Origin of the sequence: Diplocloster hominis (assembly GCF_032380655.1) — a bacterium.
GTDB classification, from domain to species: Bacteria; Bacillota; Clostridia; order Lachnospirales; family Lachnospiraceae; genus Diplocloster; species Diplocloster hominis.
This window is the reverse complement of sequence record NZ_JAWDIY010000049.1, coordinates 17,449-33,445: the sequence shown is the minus strand read 5'-3', so window position 1 is coordinate 33,445 and position 15,997 is coordinate 17,449. Positions and strand designations below refer to the sequence as shown.

General features: G+C 50.5%; 15 protein-coding genes and 1 pseudogene. 12 read left to right on the top strand and 4 right to left on the bottom strand.

Annotation, left to right across the window (positions count from 1 at the left end; translation table 11 throughout):
• Positions 1-144 (top strand): annotated as a pseudogene (locus ABC831_RS24510) (sulfite reductase subunit C); the annotation flags it as partial.
• A gap of 150 nt (positions 145-294) precedes the next feature.
• Here the strand turns inward: ABC831_RS24510 and ABC831_RS26590 are convergent.
• Both ABC831_RS26590 and ABC831_RS26585 read right to left on the bottom strand, forming a co-directional pair.
• Positions 295-378 carry a putative holin-like toxin gene (locus ABC831_RS26590; RefSeq protein WP_408626298.1) on the bottom strand — a complete coding sequence of 28 codons (84 nt, stop codon included), beginning with the start codon at positions 376-378 and terminating at the stop codon, positions 295-297.
• A gap of 270 nt (positions 379-648) precedes the next feature.
• On the bottom strand, positions 649-732 hold the full coding sequence (locus tag ABC831_RS26585; RefSeq protein WP_408626298.1) for a putative holin-like toxin: 84 nt from the start codon (positions 730-732) through the stop codon (positions 649-651).
• Between the two features lie 533 nt (positions 733-1,265).
• Between ABC831_RS26585 and ABC831_RS24505 the strand changes: the two genes are divergently transcribed.
• The 3 genes from ABC831_RS24505 to ABC831_RS24495 are packed head-to-tail and all read left to right on the top strand — an operon-like array spanning position 1,266 to position 4,349.
• On the top strand, positions 1,266-2,327 hold the full coding sequence (locus ABC831_RS24505; protein ID WP_343250700.1) for an ADP-ribosylglycohydrolase family protein: 1,062 nt from the start codon (positions 1,266-1,268) through the stop codon (positions 2,325-2,327).
• The gene (locus ABC831_RS24500; protein ID WP_343250699.1) at positions 2,324-3,364 is read left to right on the top strand and encodes an ADP-ribosylglycohydrolase family protein; all 1,041 of its coding nucleotides are present in this window, start codon (positions 2,324-2,326) and stop codon (positions 3,362-3,364) included. Before ABC831_RS24505 ends, ABC831_RS24500 begins: the two co-directional genes overlap by 4 nt.
• Positions 3,365-3,422: 58 nt before the next feature.
• Positions 3,423-4,349, top strand: coding sequence for a carbohydrate kinase family protein (locus tag ABC831_RS24495; RefSeq protein ID WP_343250698.1), 927 nt, complete (start codon positions 3,423-3,425; stop codon positions 4,347-4,349).
• On the opposite strand, the gene ABC831_RS24490 is transcribed toward ABC831_RS24495, so the two are convergent.
• The gene (locus tag ABC831_RS24490; protein WP_330656076.1) at positions 4,321-5,619 is read right to left on the bottom strand and encodes a winged helix-turn-helix transcriptional regulator; all 1,299 of its coding nucleotides are present in this window, start codon (positions 5,617-5,619) and stop codon (positions 4,321-4,323) included. The genes ABC831_RS24495 and ABC831_RS24490 overlap by 29 nt on opposite strands.
• Positions 5,620-5,869: 250 nt before the next feature.
• On the opposite strand from ABC831_RS24490, the gene ABC831_RS24485 reads away from it, so the two are divergent.
• The 4 genes from ABC831_RS24485 (at position 5,870) to ABC831_RS24470 (ending at position 10,536) form a co-directional block, all read left to right on the top strand.
• Positions 5,870-6,910: a BMP family ABC transporter substrate-binding protein gene (locus ABC831_RS24485; RefSeq protein WP_343250697.1), complete on the top strand. Its 1,041-nt coding sequence runs from the start codon at positions 5,870-5,872 to the stop codon at positions 6,908-6,910.
• A gap of 88 nt (positions 6,911-6,998) precedes the next feature.
• Positions 6,999-8,546: an ABC transporter ATP-binding protein gene (locus ABC831_RS24480; protein ID WP_343250696.1), complete on the top strand. Its 1,548-nt coding sequence runs from the start codon at positions 6,999-7,001 to the stop codon at positions 8,544-8,546.
• The gene (locus ABC831_RS24475) at positions 8,521-9,600 is read left to right on the top strand and encodes an ABC transporter permease (RefSeq protein ID WP_343250695.1); all 1,080 of its coding nucleotides are present in this window, start codon (positions 8,521-8,523) and stop codon (positions 9,598-9,600) included. Before ABC831_RS24480 ends, ABC831_RS24475 begins: the two co-directional genes overlap by 26 nt.
• Complete coding sequence (locus ABC831_RS24470) at positions 9,601-10,536, top strand: ABC transporter permease (RefSeq protein WP_343250694.1); 936 nt, start codon at positions 9,601-9,603, stop codon at positions 10,534-10,536.
• A 216-nt stretch (positions 10,537-10,752) separates the two neighbouring features.
• On the opposite strand, the gene ABC831_RS24465 is transcribed toward ABC831_RS24470, so the two are convergent.
• Entirely contained in the window at positions 10,753-11,547 is a 795-nt protein-coding gene (locus tag ABC831_RS24465) for a sirohydrochlorin cobaltochelatase (protein ID WP_343250693.1), read from the bottom strand.
• A gap of 112 nt (positions 11,548-11,659) precedes the next feature.
• Here ABC831_RS24465 and hemA point away from each other — a divergent pair, with 112 nt between their 5' ends.
• The 4 genes from hemA to cobA all read left to right on the top strand — a co-directional run bounded on the left by hemA (position 11,660) and on the right by cobA (position 15,977).
• A complete protein-coding gene (hemA, locus tag ABC831_RS24460) occupies positions 11,660-12,889 on the top strand; it encodes a glutamyl-tRNA reductase (RefSeq protein WP_343250692.1) in 1,230 nt (409 codons plus the stop codon).
• Between the two features lie 115 nt (positions 12,890-13,004).
• Entirely contained in the window at positions 13,005-13,469 is a 465-nt protein-coding gene (locus ABC831_RS24455; protein WP_343250691.1) for a precorrin-2 dehydrogenase/sirohydrochlorin ferrochelatase family protein, read from the top strand.
• An 88-nt stretch (positions 13,470-13,557) separates the two neighbouring features.
• Positions 13,558-14,448, top strand: coding sequence for a hydroxymethylbilane synthase (gene hemC / locus ABC831_RS24450; RefSeq protein WP_343250690.1), 891 nt, complete (start codon positions 13,558-13,560; stop codon positions 14,446-14,448).
• A complete protein-coding gene (gene cobA, locus ABC831_RS24445) occupies positions 14,445-15,977 on the top strand; it encodes a uroporphyrinogen-III C-methyltransferase (protein WP_343250689.1) in 1,533 nt (510 codons plus the stop codon). The genes hemC and cobA overlap by 4 nt, the downstream gene beginning before the upstream one ends.
• Positions 15,978-15,997 lie beyond the last annotated feature (20 nt).

Below are 15,997 nucleotides of genomic sequence, written 5' to 3'. Positions count from 1 at the left end.
TTTGTGAAGCATATCTTCGAAGGTGTGGAGTTCAATCCGGAAGCCAAGATGGCAGACGATATCTACTGGGCAGAGAATGAGCAGCGCGCTAATATTCACGTTATGCCGCTTTCCAAGCACAAGACAGCCGGACCTCAGGATTAGAGTAGAGTCAGGAGCTTCATGACAATTGACAGTTCTGTTTGTGTAGAGTATAATATACTCAACAAGACAGCCGGATGGTGAGCAGATCTCACCCGCTCCGGAGTTAGTTAGACAAAATAGTCGTCCAAACCTTATGCGGAGTCGGGACGACTATTTTTTATGGGTAAAATTTAGAATTGCTACAATCAGAGAAGCAAATGCTAAAATGATCATAAACTCTTCATATGTACTCATAAGCGCCACCCCCTTTTGTCTCGAAGCGGGTGGGAAATACGTCCCCCGGCTGCCTGGTTGAATATATTCAGATATTTCAATGTGTTTAAACAGGAGAATCCTTCCAGCTGATATTCCTGATGATTCCGGACAGATTCCGGACAGATTAATTGACATGATCTTATTTAGGGATTATAATATACTCAACAAGACAGCCGGATGGTGAGCAGATCTCACCCGCTCCGCGTTATATTAGAATAGTCGTCCTCAACTTTTGCGGAGCAGGGACGACTATTTTTTATGGGTAAAATTCAGAATTGCTACAATCAAAGAAGCAAATGCTAAAATGATCATAAACTCTTCATATGTACTCATAAGCGCCACCCCCTTCTGTCTCGAAGCGGGTGGGAAATACGTCCCCCGGCTGCCTGGTTGAATATATTATTCAAAAATGTCTGTTGTCTGCCGAAATTCTATTCATACAATAGGGAAAAAAGGAAGCGATAGCTTCAAAAAATTATAGAACGAAAAGATATAATTCAATATAACATAAATACCATTATTAGACAAGGATAATCGCCAGATTTAGCCGATTTAACCGATAGGCGATAGGCGGGCGGCTTTTTCATAATCTTGGAATAAGGAAGAAAAAGAGGGGGGTGCCGGCCCTGGTCATTGATTGGAAAAAGATCAATAATCAGGTGAAGTACCTTCCTCTTATCTTTATTTTGACACATCAGGTAAAATTTGCGGGTAGATTCAAGAAATGATATTAAAAAAATTCTATCCGGGCCAATTAGTTACCTCTTTGTAACTAATAGTTTCAAAGTGCTTACTTTACCAACGCATCTATTCCGTTTACAATTCGAATTAGAAGGAATACCAAAATTCAAAAAAGGAGATACCATATGGAGAGCAGAAAAAACAAGATTTTAGGGGGGCTTTTAGGAGCTGCGATCGGGGATGCCATGGGAGCTGCTACGGAGATGCGCACGACAGCCCTGATCAGACAGCGGTTTGGAGGCCTGGTGACGGACTTTGTAGAGCATCCGGATGACAATCTGTCCAGAGGGACGCCTCCAGGCTTAGTAACAGATGATTTTTCCATCGCTTACTTTACCGCGCAGGAAATGCTGGAGCGAAAAAGCAGGATAACACCTGAAATCGCGGAAGCCGCCATGCTGCGCTGGTCCACACATGAGGTATACCGCAGATTTGTGGGGCCTACTACGAATGAATATCTGGCTGTGCTGAAGGGGGAGGAGAAGCCGGCCCCACTTCTTAAGATGCCAGTGCAGGTAGATCGGTTACTCTGCAACAATACCCGAGCGACCAACGGAGCCGGGATGAAATCCGGTCTGATGGGTCTGTTTAATCCCGGAGACATGGACGGCGCGATCGAAGAGACGATCGTCCAGTGCAGCGGGACCCATAATAATGTAATATCCCTGTCGGCAGCCTGCGCGGTCGCAGCGGCCACCGCAGCCGCTTTTCAGGATAACATCTCTTATCTGGAAATATTAGAGGCGGGAATCTATGGCGCACAAGAAGGATACCGGAGAGCGGAAAAGACCGCGCAACCCGCAGCCGGCGGCAATATCGTGAAAAAAATCCGGTTAGCCGTGCAGATTGGAATGAGGCATCAGGGAGATTTTGAGAGTGCTATGGGGGAAATCACGGACATCATCGGCGGCGGCATTTATGCCTACGAAGCAATTCCGGCTGTTTTCGGACATATAGCAGCCTGCAAAGGCCGCGCTATGGATTCTGTCATTATGGGCGTTAACGCCGGAGATGATACGGATACCGTGGCCTGTATGACCGGATATATCACTGGTGTGATGCACGGGGCGGATGTTTTTCCGGTCAAACATCTGGAACTGATCGACAGGGTGAATCATTTTGATCTTCGGCAAATGGCGGCCGATATCGGCACTTTTTTGGATTCAGATAAGGAGGGAGCAGCATGACAAACCATTATGACAAAGTATACGGATGTCTGCTGGCGGCAGCCATCGGTGACGCGATGGGCTGTCCGCTGGAGACTCGTACGGTATCCCTGATCAAAAGGGACTTCGGGAACGGGGATTTCGTCTATGATTATATGACCCCGCTTCCTGATTCGATTGCTTATGATATGCCCAGGGCTTATGTGACGGATGATTTTTCATGCGCCTATTTATCAGGCAAGTATTTTGCGGCCGACAACGGAAGGATAACCAGGCAGGCGGCAGCGGACGCTTTGCTGGAATGGAAGAATTCCGAGGATACCCGTATCTTTTATGAGCGCTATTGCGGTCCGTCCACCAGACAGGGGCTGGAACAGTTGGAAGGAAAGTTAACGGATTCGTCCAGGGATTACCTGTTATGCAATAACCGGACCGCCACCAATGGCGGGGGCATGAAAGGATGGATCGTAGGACTGTTTGACCCGGGTAATATGGATAAAGCCATCGATGATGCGCTGGTGATGTGCCAGATCACCCATTATAATCCGATCGCGCTGTCCGGTGCGGCGGCAGTGGCGGCGGCAGTATCGCAGGCAATGGTAAAAGGCGCGCGTCTGGATGAAGTATTGGAAGCGGGCATGTACGGCGCAGGGGAAGGATACCGGCGGGCACAGCGGTTTGCGCAGCCCTCGGCAGGAGCCAGTGTGGAGAAGCGAATGGATCTGGCAATACAGATCGGACTGAAATACGCCAACGATTTCGAAAAGTGTGTTGTAGAGATGACGGATCTGATTGTTTCTGGCCTGAACGCCAATGAATCGATTCCATGCGCATTCGGGTATCTGGCAGCTGGGGGGACGGATGTTATGCGTACTATTTATATGGCGGTTAATTCCGGTAATGACTCCGATACGACCGCGATTATGGCCGGTGCCATGGCCGGTGCTTTGAACGGCAGCAGCGGGATCGACAGTTATCATGCAAAGACACTTAAAAAAGCGAACCCATTTATCGATTTTGAAGGCTTCGCGGATGAGATCTGCAGAGTAACCAACTGATACAGATGGTAAGTGCAAACATTCGTTATAAGCATAGCCGAAAAGAGAAGGTGCAGATATGATTCAGAATAGTTATATCGTTACAATCAGCGTACTCCACATGGACGAATATTATACTGCAGCCCGCTGGCCGCAGATGGGTGACAAAGCAATGCTTACACCGGCAGGCCGCACTCCCGGAGGGAGTGTGGCCAACGCTTCGTCGGTCTGCGGTGCACTGGGAGGCCGGGTCTTTTTTTATGATGTGTTAAGCCGCAGTGAGGGGAACGAATTCCTGCTGCAGGATATGGAACAGTACGGCATTGACACAAGCTTTGTAAATTTTACAGAAGAAAAAATAGATTCCAAATGTCTGATTATCGTGACCGGAGAAGAAAAGACGATTCTCTGCGCGATGCCACGCAAGCCGGTTATGGCTCTTGGGCCTGAACAGGCGGAGTTGTTCCGGAATGCATCCGTAATATATACCATGCTGGGTGCGGAATATATCATCCCGGATACGATGGCCGCGTTTGATGATTTTAAGCGCCATGGGGCCAGGATCGCGCTGGACGTGGAGTTTATTTGCGAATCCACGGAGCAGAGGAGGTTTCTGGAAGCGGCGGATATTCTCTTTTTTAATCAGTTCGGTTTCCTGCAAAACAGAGGAGATCTGGAAGAGGAGGAGTATCTGGAATATTTGCTGAATAAGGGAGTTGATATCATAGTTGTCACCCTGGGCGGGAACGGATGCCGGATAAAAACAAGGAATGAGGATCTGAGAATCCCTGTCTACGACATCCGGGTGAGGGACACGAACGGAGCGGGTGATACCTTTAATGCGGCATTCCTGTATGGAATACAGAATCATTGGACGGTTAAGGAGACGGGATTGTTCGCCACAGCCGCTGCAAATTATTGTGTGACCCAGGAAGGGCCCCGGGGCGGTGCCGTATCGGAATCTATCATCCGCCAGTTTATGGGTGAGCATTGTCTGTTGGGTTAAGCGGACCTTCATATGCCAGATCGTGAAGCACTTCTGCCTCATTTTCACCGAAGGATAAAGCGTGTTCCAAGAGACGTTCGTCGGTAATCTGCGGGAATTTGGAATTGATACGGATGAGACAGGCCCGCTCATTTTTGCGTGTAAAATCCTCAAAAGGCCTGCGTATGATATTTTGCAGCCGAAAGCCGGAACCGATTTCCAAAAACACCACTCTTTTTCCAAGAGAATGGTTCAAAAAGTTCAGAAAATCCTTCCGGTGTGCCAGACGGTCGGCACTGGCCAGTGACACATTTCTGCAGCGGTAATGATTGGGGACCAGATAGTCTCCGCAGGATGGGCAGCGGGGGATACTTTCCGGGCGGATGCCGATTCCACTGTCGGTATCCGCCAATATTTTTTCAATATAGGGCTGTGCATCATAGACTTTTTCTTCACAGGGAAATGCACATTGCAGATAAGAATAACTACCCAAAGGCAGATAGATATGTTTCAGATCCAGCCCCGTCTTTTCCAACTGGCCGTCGGCATTGGAAGAAACCACGAAGTGGGACTTGTCCTTCAGAATATGAAACAGGTCCAGATGAGCCTGGGATGCAGGATGCCGGTAACGGAATTCCCAGAGGTATTCGGACCAGAAATCCCAGTAGGCCAGTTCATTTTCCGGCGATATCTGTGAAAATGCGTTTATCATATCGTCAATACAATTAAATCCCTGTTCATAGTAGGCCGGAAACAAGCGTTTTGCGGTCTTTTTGTCGAATAAATTTATATTGGATGCCACATTGATCCCGGAGCCTGTCCCCGCGATGATATAGTCCGCTTCCGCCATAAGCGCTTTGGCTGTTTGAATACGGGTCTTGTAATCCGGCAGATCCACAGTGACGGCGGCCGATGACGTCTTGTAAAAGGCGGCGGCTTCCGCTTGTCTGGGTGAGCGCTCTATGTTCTCAACGGTGGTGATATAGTTTGCGTAACAGCTGGTCATAGTCCGCAGCAGGGCGGTCATCTCGTAGCCTAAGGCGGTCAGAGAGTATTCCACGTGCAATGTGACTTCCGGATAAACAACACGGTGGATCAGGCCATCTTCCTCCATGGTGCGCAGAGCATCTGTCAGGACTTTCTGGGAGATGTCGCCCAGGGAACGCCTGAGGTCGCCGAAACGTCTGGGACCTGCCGTCAGTTCCCGCATAATCATCAGTTTCCAACGTCCGCCGATTAATTGAATCATACCGGTTAACGGATCTGTAGAAGTAGTCTCATGATAGCTCATAGTTATGCCTCCTTATCCTATAGCCACAGTTGCTGCTTTGACAAATATTATAGCAAAGCGTGTTCCCCTAATGAAAGAAGTTTCATAAAAGTAACTACCCACATCAAAGTGCTTAATTTACTTTGACCAGGCATTCACTTATATTTAAATTATCAGTGATGCTTTGTGAAAAAGCAATAAATTCTTCGAAGAATAAAAAAGAAAAAAGGAAATAATTACCAGTGATTTAAAGGAGAAAGGAGAAGAAGTTATGCGAAGCTTACAAAAATGGATGGCGGTTATCGTGGTGATTGTTATATTCACGATGCTGATGACGGGATGCGGAAAAAAGGAGGAGTCTGCTGCTGATCGCGGGGATTCTCCGGGTGAAACCTATAAAGCGTGTTTTATCACCGATGGAAATCTGGGAAATGATTTCGTGGATTTGATCTGGAAAGGATTCCAGAATCTGGAACAGGAAGGATGGGAGATCAAGTGCATCGAGGCTACGGATAACTCGGAATTTGCAGATGACATCCGTTCCATGGCGTCGGAAGGCTATCAGGTGATCATGACCTGGGAAGACAATGTGAGCCAGGCGGCCCTTAATCTGGCAGACGAGATCTATAAGAATTATCCCAATACCCATATGTTTTTGCTGGATACCTATGTGGATCACGACAAACCAAACTGTACTTCGGTGTCGGTTGATCCGTTTGAATCCTCCTTTGTGGCCGGATTTGTGGCGTCGAAAATGACTCAGACAAAGACCATAGGATGGATCGGCCACACAGATGTATTGAAGATCAGGCGTTTCCGGGATGGATATATCGCCGGGGCCGCTTATGGCGATCCGGAAGTGGAGGTGGTCTATTCTTTCACGGGGGATTATCTGGATCCCACCAAAGGCCAGGAAGCGGGAAGTGCGATGATCGCCAATTATCCGGTGGATATCATATACCAGTCCTGTTATCTGGCTGGACCGGGAGTCATTAAAGCCTGTTCGGAAGGCGGTATCAAATGCATCGGTGTGGATGACTGGCAGGGCGATCTGGATCCTTGTGTGTTCTGGTCGGCGATTAAACCCATGGATGTGGCGGTAACGCAGGTGGCTCTGGATTATAAAGAGGGAAAAGAACTGCCCAAACAGATGGACTTTAATATCGCAGCCGGTGGCGCTGTCTATGACGAAAGAGATCTGCAGAATATCCCGGAAGAACTTCAAAAGGAAGTAAAACAATTGGTGGAGGATATCTCAACCGGTAAGGTGGATGTATACAAGAATTTTGAAGAGTACCGCCTGGAATATTAAGTGAAGGCTGAACAATAAGATGTTCATCCATACCTGTATGTGCGGGAAAACGCACGTATGGAGGTGAAAATGAAGGGATCAGATCTGTATGGCAGAAACGGATTATGTATTGGAATTGAAGAATATCAGAAAAACATTTGGCACACTTGTCGCAAATGATAATATAAACCTGCGGGTAAGGCGGGGGAGTGTACACGCAGTAATAGGGGAAAACGGAGCAGGTAAAAGCACCCTGATGAACATTATCACGGATCTTTATGAGCCGGATGGAGGAGAGATCCTGCTGAATGGGAAAAGAATCCGGTTCAAAGATCCGATGGATGCCACCAGACATGGAATCGGCATGGTGTACCAGGAATTCATGGTGTTCGGTGACCTGCCGGTCCTGGATAATATCATGATGGGATTCGAGGAGAAGAAGTGGGGAATATTTCTGAACCGCGCGAAAGCGCGGATGAGAATAGAAGAAATATGCCGGGACTATCACTTTAACCTTCCGCTGGATGCCAGAGCGGACACCCTTCCGGTGGCGGTTCTGCAGCAGGTGGAGATCGTAAAAGTCCTGTATCGCGGCGCTGACATCCTGATCCTGGATGAACCCACTTCCGTACTTACGCCCCAGGGGATACAGGGCCTTTTTGAGGCAATTCGGTTTTTGAAAGCGATCGGCAAGACGATACTGATGATCACCCATAAGCTCAGAGAAGTATTTGAGGTTGCCGATGAGATTACGGTATTAAAGAATGGGAAGGTAACTGGGAATGTGCTTCCGGATGAGGTGACGGAAGAGCAGCTGGCGAACCTCATGGTAGGCCGGGAAGTCATCTTGCAGGCCCATAAGTTAAATAGCAGGATAAAATCTCCCGTGCTGCAGCTTCAGAATATGTCCGTAAAGGAAAATGGGGTCCAACGCCTGAAAAATCTGAACCTGGAAGTCCGAAGCGGAGAGATCGTCGGTATCGCAGGGATCGCCGGGTCCGGCCAGCAGCAGCTGGCCGGGGCGGTCGTGGGTCTTACCCGGGTGGAAAAAGAAAGCAGGATCACCATCGCGGGAATCGAGGCACAGGAAAAAAGTGTGCGGGAACGCAAAAAGATGGGAGTGGGCTATATCCCTCAGGACCGGATGAAAGAGGGGGTAAATAAGGCGGGCAGCGTATGGGAAAGCGCTGTGATGGGGTATCAGACCGTGCGGGGATTCCCCAGGAAATATCTGCTGGACAGGAAGCTGGCGGAGGATTTTACGAATCAGATCATACGCGAATATTCGGTAAAAACGAAGGGAATCCATGAAAAGGTGATAAACCTGTCGGGCGGAAATATTCAGAAACTGGTGGTCGGCAGGGAGATTACTCTTTGTGATAAGCTGCTGGTCATAGAGGACCCTACCAGAGGGATCGATGTGGGGGCGATTGAATTTATCTGGGAAAAGATACTGCGCATTGCGGCTGCAGGTGCCGGAATCCTGCTGATCAGCCACGAATTAAATGAAGTGATGCAGCTGTCGGACAGAATTTTTGTTATGTACAATGGCACACTGGAGTACGGCGGCGTCCATGGAGAACTGAAAGAGGAAGAGATCGGGCTGTTGATGACCAGAGGAGGGGATGCGGATGAAAAAGAAATGGAAAATCAATGAGGAAGCGGAGTCCAATTTGATCCGATATGCGGCAGCCCTCCTGGCCGTATTGCTCATCGGCACAGTATTAATCGCCGTTCAGGGGGAAAACCCGGGAAAGGCATTTGCAGAAATCCTAAAAGGCGCTTTCGGATCGAAGATCAATATCGGAAACACACTGCGGCACACAATGCCCTGCATTTTGACTGCTATCGCGGCTGCAGTCGCGTTCAAGTCCGGTGTAAACAACCTGGGGCTGGAGGGGCAGATCTACTTTGGAGCGCTGACAGCCGCAGTGCTGGGCTATGCGTTTAAGCTTCCGCCGGGAGTGCATGTAATCGTCTGCCTGCTGGCATCCGGGGCGGCAGGAATGCTGTATGCGCTTCTGCCCGCAATGCTGAAACTGATCTTCCGGGTGGATGAATTGATCAGCACATTAATGTTTAATTTTATTGCTGTTTTGCTGACGGAATATATCACCATGTGGTGGATCATGGGCGGAAGGGGAAGCGACGGATCAAATGCGATCTCCACACCGCCGATGGCCGCTTCCGCAAGGCTGCCTGGACTGATTCAGGGCAGCTCCGCAAGTCTTGGCATCGTGTTTGCTCTCCTGGTGGCCGTTCTGGTCTATCTGTTTTACCGCTATACCGTAAAGGGGTATGAGCTAAAACAGGTGGGGGAAAATATTCGGTTTGCCCGGGCCTATGGCATTCCGGTGGCCAGGACCTTTCTGGGGATATTCCTGATGTCGGGATTTATCTCCGGATTATGCGGCGGAATCGAGATGAGCGGTTCTTACGGCAGTTTTACGGCGAAGTTTATTACTAATATGGGATGGGACGGCATTCTGATTGCCTATATTGCCAGACAAAATCCCATCGCGATTGTTGTCGTATCCTTCTTATGGGGGGCTCTGCGGGCAGGATCTCTGCAGATGGAGAGAATGACCAGCCTGAATAAACTGACGGTGAACATCATACAGATGCTGTTTGTCCTGTTCGCGGCGATCGATTATAAGGCGTTGTTTGACCATATGCGGGGGAAACACATGAGAAGCAGGGAGGCGGGATAAATGCAGGAGATATTACTTGCAGTCATCAGTCCGGTAGTATTTGCGGGAGCCGTGCGTATCGCGGCGCCGTTGATCATCGGTTCTGTCGGAGGATGCTTTACGGAAAAATCGGGAACTTTTGTGCTGGCTTATGAGTGCTTTATGCTGATTGCGGCCTTTTTTGCCACCTGGGGCAGTTATGTGAGCGGCAGCGCAGTAGTGGGTTCCCTGATTGCAGTGGCGGTAAGTATTCTTGTGGGAATCCTGTTCGGAATCCTGGTTTTCCGGTTCCAGGCGAACGGGATGATCGTGAGTATCGCCCTGATCTATGGGGCCTGGGCGGTTACGACCCTGCTGTTGGTTACGATCTTTCAGGTGAGGGGGTCTTTTATCAGCCCGGAAATCATCAGTTACCAGACCGTATCGATACCATTTCTGAACCGGGTCCCGGTGCTGAATGAGGTGCTGAATAATAAAATTGGTCCGGTGTATCTGGCCTTTATTCTGGCAGGAGCTGCCTATGTGGTCATGTATAAAACACCTTTCGGACTGCGGCTGCGGGGCGTGGGGATGAATGCCACGGCAGCGCAGACGGCCGGAACAAATATCAGAAGGTATAAGTGGACTGCGCTGATCATCATGTGCGCATGCTGCGGGCTGGCGGGATCTGTTATTCCGCTGTCCGGGGTATCTATGTTTACAGAGAATATGACTTCCGGGCGTGGGTTTTTGTGTCTGGCGGCTGTTCTGGTGGGAGGGGGAAATCCTGTCAAAACAAGTATCGTGGCATTTTTGTTTGCCTATACAGACGCGCTTTATCTGACGCTTACCTCGTTTGGGCTGCCGACTCAGCTGCTGTCGTGTATCCCTTATGGGGCGGTGATTCTGGTGCTGATTGTTTCGAAACTGCGTGGACGCCGTAAGGCGGCTTCGGGGAGGAACTGTATCAAGTTGTGATTGCTTTAGGGCCGGGAAGAGAGGGAACCATGCCGCTCACCCGTTCCGGTTTAAGTATTAATAAATAGCCGTTCGTACTTTACAGGAGCAGGACGGCTGTTTTTTATGTGTATCATTCAGAATGGTTATGATCTGGGATGTAAAGCGGGTGGAGCACGTCCCTCTCTCAAATCTAACGTGCGTTATTTCTTTAACACTTCCTGAATGGTACAATAATTATAATGAAGGGCATTTTTGGGCTGCCTGGATACAGCTTGACGTGATTTGCTCCTGAACATAGGGATATTCCCCGAGGCCCTTGGCTGTATAAGATACCAGAAAACCGGCGGCCTCAAGCCTGCTTTTCCAGGAGGTGGGATCGGAACCGATCATATCCCGGGCTACATGGCGACCGGCTATCAGCAGAAAAGGCAGGAGCCGGACTTTGTGGTAACCATCCCGCTGCCATTGCTCTGCGGCTGCTTTGGCCGTGCTCCAGTCACGCATCGTTCCGATGAAAATATTGGGGTGGCCGGTTAAGAGGAATTCTTCTGTTAACCTGTGGTACACTTGGTTATCGCCGGTTTCGGAGCCGTGTCCCATGAGCAGCACCACTTCCTCATCAGCCGGTGCTGAAAATTCCTGCCGGACGGCCTCTGCCAGCGCGGCATAATCCCAGTCATCGCACAGAATCGGTTTGCCCAGAGAGATATAGGAGAAGCGGCCCTGATACATTTCCAGCCCGGCACGGAGCAGATCATAGCCGGTTCCGGTGGTCAGGAGAAGGGGCTGTACGATCAATTGGCGGATGCCCAGTTTCACTAACTGGTCCAGAGCTTCGGTTAACGAGTGTTCCGAAGTGTTGGAAGCCTGGTATTTATTTAGAATATAACTGCTGAGCAGGCAATGACATATATAGCAGCCCGGAAAGGCTGTGCGGAGCTTTTTTTCTAACGGTTCCAGTACCCGTGCCATAGCACTGTTATCTGTAGAGCCGAATAAAGGGAGCAGGATTGCTTTGTCGTGAATCATATGTGGACCTCCGGAAAAAGCGAACTTGAACAGGATACTTCTCATATCATAACACTTGTCTGGATATGTGGAAAGTGTTAAGATTTTATAGATGCAAAGGAGAATGGAAACGATGAACATATCGATGGTAGGAATAGATTATCAGAAAGCAAGTATCGAGGTGAGGGAGCACTTTTCTTTTACGAAAACCCAGGGGATGGAATTCTGTGAACAGGCAGCTGCCAGACATGAGATGGCTGGGTGCATCCTGATTTCGACCTGCAACCGGACCGAACTGTGGTGCAGCGGTGCAGGGGAATCCCCTTTTTCTATTTTAATGCAGGAAAGAGGAGCGGATGGGGAAAAATACGCAGAACATTTTACAAGCAGGCAGGGAGAAGAGGCTGTTAATTATCTGTTCGAACTGGCCTGCGGGATGCATTCCCAGATTTTTGGAGAGGATCAGATATTGACACAGATCAGGGAAGCGCTGAGCCGTTCCCGGGAATGCGGCTGCGCAGATTCCGTGTTGGAGACGCTTTTTCGCAGCGCCGTGACGGCGGCGAAGCAGGTCAAGACGGAAGTACGGCTGACAGCCAGGGACATGTCCATTCCGGAAGGCGCGGCGGCTCTGCTGGAAGACCGGTACGGCCCACTGGAAGGCAGACGGTGCATGGTTATTGGAAATGGCGAGATGGGGCGGCTGATGACCAGGATACTGATCGACCGCGGCTGTCAGGTGGCCATGACACTCAGACAATATAAAAAGCATGATGTTGTCATTCCCAAAGAGTGTGAAGTCATCCTATATGAGGAAAGATACCAGCATCTGAGGGACAAGGATCTGATATTCAGTGCTACGGTAAGCCCGCATTATACGATAGAGGCGGAAAAAGTATGCCGTGCCATGGACCCGGACAGAAGCTACCTGTTCGTGGATCTGGCTGTTCCAAGGGATATAGAGCCTGCTGTGGGCAGGCTGACCGGTGCGGTTCTCTATGATACGGATATGCTGGGGATGGTCAATGGCCATGATGAACGGCTGGTGGCACGGGCGAGAGTGATACTGAAGGAACATATGGATGAGTTCAGGACCTGGTATTATTTCAGAGAATGGATACCGGCGGTACAAAGGATCGGAAAGACGGCCGGCAGAATCACCAACGCCAAGCTTACGAAGGTTTACCGGGAGATAGATCAGGCCCTGGAGGAACCTGAGGAGCTGAAAAGAAATGTGAGAAAAGCGGCGGAGAAATCCGTTACAAAAATTCTCTATGGTTTGAAAAATCATTTATCCCCGGAACAATGGAAAGACTGTATCACCGCATTGGAGGAAGCCGCCGGGGACTGTGAAGATTCCTGAGAATCCCGGTTCGCTGTGGCAATAGGAAATTAGCCGGGAAGATAAGACCTGTGATATTGAAAGTGGATATGGGGAAGAGGCTGATGCCTGTCCTGTGTCCGGAAGGGAGGAGAGAATGCGATTTCCTGTGTACATAGAGATGGAAGAGAAAAAAGTCCTGGTGTTTGGCGGCGGAACCATTGCCACCAGGCGGATCCATACACTACTGCCTTTTGGTTGCCGGATCACCGTGATTGCACCGGAGATATCTGAGGAATTGAGGAAGGAAGCCGTGGCGGGCCGTCTGATTTGGCATGAACGCTGCTATCAGGAGGGAGACTGCAGGGAGGCGGATCTGGTTCTGGCAGCTACGGATTTAAGACAGGTGAACCAGGCGATTTACAAAGAGGCGAAGGGCAGGCAGATTCCGGTGAATGTCTGTGACTGCAAAGAAGAATGTGATTTCTATTTTCCTGGAATCGTCACAGAGGGCGGCCTGGTCATCGGCGTGACAGCGAATGGGACCGACCACCGGCTGGCCAGGGAGGCTGCTGAAAAAATAAGAAGCTTATTTGTGCCGAAGGAATCACCGGGAAAGTAAAAGCTGGGAGATAGAGCCGGCAACACATAGGATTTGAAAGAATAAAACTGTCAGATGCCGCGCGATGGCGGCAGGAATGGAGTTGCAGATGAAACGAAAAATCAGAGTGGGAAGCAGGGACAGCAAACTGGCCGTGATGCAGACGGAGCTGGTGATGGAGGCTATTCGCAGAGCCAATCCGCAGATAGACCTGGAACTGGTTACGCTGAAAACGACCGGGGATCTGATCCTGGATAAGACCCTGGATCAGATCGGCGGCAAAGGGTTGTTTGTCAAAGAACTGGATCAGGCATTGGCAGACGGCCGCATCGATCTTGCGGTACACAGTCTGAAAGATATGCCTATGGAAACCAATGAGGAACTTCCGATCGTCGCCTGTGCCAGACGCGGAGATCCCCGGGATGTGCTGGTGCTTCCAAAGGGAGCCAAACCGGGGTCCTATTATCTGGCGAAGGTCGGTTCCTCCAGCCCCAGACGGCAGCTGCAGCTGCAGATCTTATATCCGATCATCCACCTGGAAAGTGTGCGGGGAAATATTATGACCAGACTGAAAAAACTGGACGGCGGGGAGTATTCCGCACTGGTGCTGGCGGCCGCGGGACTGCAGCGGGCCGGTCTGCAGGATAGGATCTATAAGTACTTTTCCACTGATGAGATGATACCTGCCGCAGGGCAGGGAATTCTGGCGGTACAGGCCAGAAAAGATTTGGATGCGGCTTTTTTGGCCCCGGTCAATGATCCGTCAACGGTCCTTGCGGCAACGGCGGAACGAAGCTTCGTAAGGACCCTGGATGGCGGCTGTTCATCCCCCATCGCGGCTCATGCGGTGATTCAAGATGGTGAGATGAAGCTTAACGGACTTTACTATAGAGAAGAAACGCAGGAATATAGAACGGGCGGGATCTGCGGTCCGGCGGAACGGGCGGAGAAGCTGGGAGAAGAACTGGCGCTGCGGCTTAAGGAGGAATTAGGAGGATGAGTACTGGAAAAGTATGGCTGGTAGGGGCGGGCCCTTCCGATCCGGGATTATTTACCCTGAAGGGAAAGGCTGTGCTGGAACAGGCGGACGTAGTGGTTCATGACCGGCTGATCGGGCCTGGGGTGTTGCAGATGATACCGCCTGCAGCCAGAAGGATCGATGTGGGCAAGCAGGCTGGCAATCACAAGGTGGTACAGGACAGGATCAATCAGATCCTGCTGGACGAGGCGCTGGCCGGAAATAAGGTAGTGCGTTTGAAAGGTGGAGATCCGTTTCTGTTTGGCAGAGGGGGCGAAGAGCTGGAGCTTTTAAAGGAGCATGGGGTTCCCTTTGAGATCGTACCCGGGATCACCTCCGCTGTCTGCGTTCCGGCCTACGCCGGAATTCCGGTGACCCACCGGGATTATACATCATCTGTGCATATTATTACCGGACACCGCCGGCAGGACAGCCAGACCAGCAGGAATGAGGCGGACAGCCAGGTCAGCCGGGCGGGTATCGACTACGCAGGACTGGCCGGGCTGGGAGACGTGACGTTAATATTTCTGATGGGAATCAGTGCGCTGCCGGAGATATCAGCAGGGTTAATCCGGGAAGGGAAAGATCCGGATACACCGGCGGCCGTATTAGAGCGGGGCACCACTGCCGGCCAGCGAAGGGTAGTCTCCACCCTCCGGAAACTGCCGTCCGACGCTCTGGAAGCGAAGATCGGCACGCCCGGCATTATCGTGGTGGGAAAAGTCTGCGCGCTGGAGGAAGAATTCCACTGGGCGGAGGACAGAGTACTGGGCACAGCCCGGGTAATTATAACCAGGCCCAGGGAGAAGCAGTCGGGGCTTTCGCAAAAACTGGCTATGCTGGGTGCTGAGGTGATTGAGCTGCCGTCCATTGAAACGGTCCCGCTCAGTGACAAAGGGCATTTGGATGAGTTGGTGTTTGATGAGTATCAGTGGATGGTGTTTACCAGTGAGGCCGGCGTCCGTTATTTCTGGGAATATTTAAGAGAGAGGCGGATCGATGTGAGGAGTCTGGCTCATGTCCGGTTCGCTGTGGTAGGGTCGGCGACACGAAAGGCGTTGGAAGAACGGGGAGTCCGGGCAGATTATATGCCGGCTGTATTTAACGGGAAGGCCCTTGGAGAAGGGCTGGCGGGGCAATTACGGGAAAATGACCGGGTTCTGGTATTTGCGCCGGCGGATACTCCCAGTGACTGTGCCGATGTCTTGAGAAAACAAGGATTTTTTGTGACTTCGGCCCCCATTTACCGCACCCGGTATCTGCCGCAGGAGGCGGTCGAACTTCGGCCTGAGGATTATGTGGTATTTACCAGCGCTTCCACGGTAAAAGGGTTTGTGCAATCCATGGATCTGGATGATTTCCATGAGGTTACGGCTGTCTGCATCGGTGAAAAAACTGCGGCGGAGGCACGGGGATATCAGATGCGGACAGTGGTGTCCGACGAAGCGACTATCGCCAGTCTGACAGATAAAGTAATTCAGCTGCATAAAGAAAAATCAAAGATGATATAGGAATATCCGGTCGAAGATGA

Coding starts and splice junctions, on each gene's coding strand:
- hemA (WP_343250692.1), top strand. CDS start 11,660: ATGAACATATCGATGGTAGGAATAGATTATCAGAAAGCAAGTATCGAG.
- ABC831_RS24505 (WP_343250700.1), top strand. CDS start 1,266: ATGGAGAGCAGAAAAAACAAGATTTTAGGGGGGCTTTTAGGAGCTGCG.
- ABC831_RS26585 (WP_408626298.1), bottom strand. CDS start 732: ATGAGTACATATGAAGAGTTTATGATCATTTTAGCATTTGCTTCTTTG.
- ABC831_RS24455 (WP_343250691.1), top strand. CDS start 13,005: ATGCGATTTCCTGTGTACATAGAGATGGAAGAGAAAAAAGTCCTGGTG.
- ABC831_RS24475 (WP_343250695.1), top strand. CDS start 8,521: ATGAAAAAGAAATGGAAAATCAATGAGGAAGCGGAGTCCAATTTGATC.
- ABC831_RS24495 (WP_343250698.1), top strand. CDS start 3,423: ATGATTCAGAATAGTTATATCGTTACAATCAGCGTACTCCACATGGAC.
- ABC831_RS24485 (WP_343250697.1), top strand. CDS start 5,870: ATGCGAAGCTTACAAAAATGGATGGCGGTTATCGTGGTGATTGTTATA.
- ABC831_RS24465 (WP_343250693.1), bottom strand. CDS start 11,547: ATGATTCACGACAAAGCAATCCTGCTCCCTTTATTCGGCTCTACAGAT.
- ABC831_RS24470 (WP_343250694.1), top strand. CDS start 9,601: ATGCAGGAGATATTACTTGCAGTCATCAGTCCGGTAGTATTTGCGGGA.
- ABC831_RS26590 (WP_408626298.1), bottom strand. CDS start 378: ATGAGTACATATGAAGAGTTTATGATCATTTTAGCATTTGCTTCTCTG.
- cobA (WP_343250689.1), top strand. CDS start 14,445: ATGAGTACTGGAAAAGTATGGCTGGTAGGGGCGGGCCCTTCCGATCCG.
- hemC (WP_343250690.1), top strand. CDS start 13,558: ATGAAACGAAAAATCAGAGTGGGAAGCAGGGACAGCAAACTGGCCGTG.
- ABC831_RS24480 (WP_343250696.1), top strand. CDS start 6,999: ATGGCAGAAACGGATTATGTATTGGAATTGAAGAATATCAGAAAAACA.
- ABC831_RS24490 (WP_330656076.1), bottom strand. CDS start 5,619: ATGAGCTATCATGAGACTACTTCTACAGATCCGTTAACCGGTATGATT.
- ABC831_RS24500 (WP_343250699.1), top strand. CDS start 2,324: ATGACAAACCATTATGACAAAGTATACGGATGTCTGCTGGCGGCAGCC.